This is a genomic window from Rhizobacter sp. (genome assembly GCF_031412495.1).
Taxonomy (GTDB): Bacteria; Pseudomonadota; Gammaproteobacteria; order Burkholderiales; family Burkholderiaceae_C; genus Schlegelella_A.
Genome location: NZ_JANODC010000262.1, coordinates 1 through 1,756 on the forward strand (window position 1 = coordinate 1; position 1,756 = coordinate 1,756).

Annotated in this window: 1 protein-coding gene; it reads right to left on the reverse strand. The window is 68.1% G+C overall.

Annotated elements, in window-relative coordinates; translation table 11 throughout:
- The coding region (gene acnA / locus AC30N0_RS10005) for an aconitate hydratase AcnA (protein WP_489517774.1) at nt 1-1,756 on the reverse strand (1,756 nt) is incomplete at both ends.

Sequence of the window (1,756 nt, forward strand, 5' to 3'; positions counted from 1 at the left end):
GATGCCCGCCGGTGACGCGGCCGCGATGTTGCCGGCCGGCGAGATGTGATCGGTCGTGATGCTGTCGCCGAACATGCCGAGCACCTTCGCCCCGCTGATCGGCGTGATGCCGGGCGGCGTCATCGTCATGCCGGCGAAGTAGGGCGGCAGCGCGACGTACGTGCTGGCCGGATCCCAGGTGTACGTCTCGCCGACCGGCGTGGGCAGGTCGCGCCACTGCGCGTCGCCTGCGAACACGTCGGCATACTCCTTCTCGAACTGCTCGCGCTTGACGCTCGCCAGCACCTCGGCTTCCACCTCCGGCAGCGTCGGCCAGATGTCCTTCAGGTAGACCGGCCCGCGATCACCGATGCCCAGCGGCTCGGTGGCGAAGTCGATGTCCATCCGGCCGGCGAGCGCGTAGGCGACCACCAGCGGCGGACTGGCGAGGTAGTTGAAGCGCGTCTGCGGATTGACGCGTCCCTCGAAGTTGCGGTTGCCGCTCAGCACCGCCGTGGCGACGAGCTTCCCGCTGTCGATCGCGCTGCTGATCTCCTCGGGGAGCGGCCCGCTGTTGCCGATGCAGGTGGTGCAGCCGTAGCCCACCGTCTGGAAGCCCAGCTGGTCGAGGTACTTGTCGACACCGCTCTTGGCGAAGTACTCGGTGACCACCTTCGAGCCCGGCGCCAGCGACGTCTTGACCCACGGCTGCGTGCGCAGCCCCGCCTTCACCGCGGCGCGCGCGAGCATGCCGGCGGCGAGCATCACACTCGGGTTGCTGGTGTTGGTGCAGCTGGTGATCGCGGCGATGACGACCGCGCCGTGCGTGAGCTGGAAGGTCTCGCCCTTGTAGTGCACCGTCACACCAGTGGCGGTCGCCGGCTCCATCACGGCGGTGCCGGTTGCCGCGGCACTCGATGCTGCCTGCGTCGCCAGCCCGGCCAGCGTCTCGGCGAGGTTGGTGCGGTAGTTGGCCTTCGACTCGGTCAGCGGAATGCGATCCTGCGGGCGGCGCGGCCCGGCCATCGACGGCACGACGGTCGAGATGTCGAGCGCGATCGTGTCGGTGTACTCGGGATCCGGCGATGCGTCGGTGCGGAAGGTGCCCTGCGCCTTCGAATACGCCTCCACCAAAGCCACCTGCTGTTCGCTGCGGCCGCTCAGGCGCAGGTAGTTCAGCGTCTCGGCGTCCACGGGGAAGAAGCCCATCGTGGCGCCGTATTCCGGAGCCATGTTGGCGATCGTGGCGCGATCGGCGAGCGACAGGTTGCTGAGGCCCGCGCCGTAGAACTCCACGAACTTGCCGACGACCTTCTTCTTCCGCAGCATCTCGGTCACGGTCAGCACCAGGTCCGTGGCGGTGGCGCCGATGGGCAGCTTGCCGGTGAGCTTGAAGCCGATCACGTCGGGCACCAGCATCGACAGCGGCTGGCCGAGCATCGCCGCTTCCGCCTCGATGCCGCCCACGCCCCAGCCGAACACGCCGAGGCCGTTGATCATCGTGGTGTGACTGTCGGTGCCGACCAGCGAATCGAAGTACGCATGCCGCGACCCGTCGTCATCGGCGCGCGAAAAGACGGTCTGGCCGAGGTACTCGAGGTTCACCTGATGGCAGATGCCCGTACCCGGCGGGACGGCGCGGAAATTCTTCAGTGCCGTCTGGCCCCAGCGCAGGAACTGGTAGCGTTCCGTGTTGCGCTCGAACTCCAGCGCGACGTTGGCGTGGAACGCCTCGGCGGTGCCGAACTCGTCGACCTGCACCGAGTGGTCGATGACC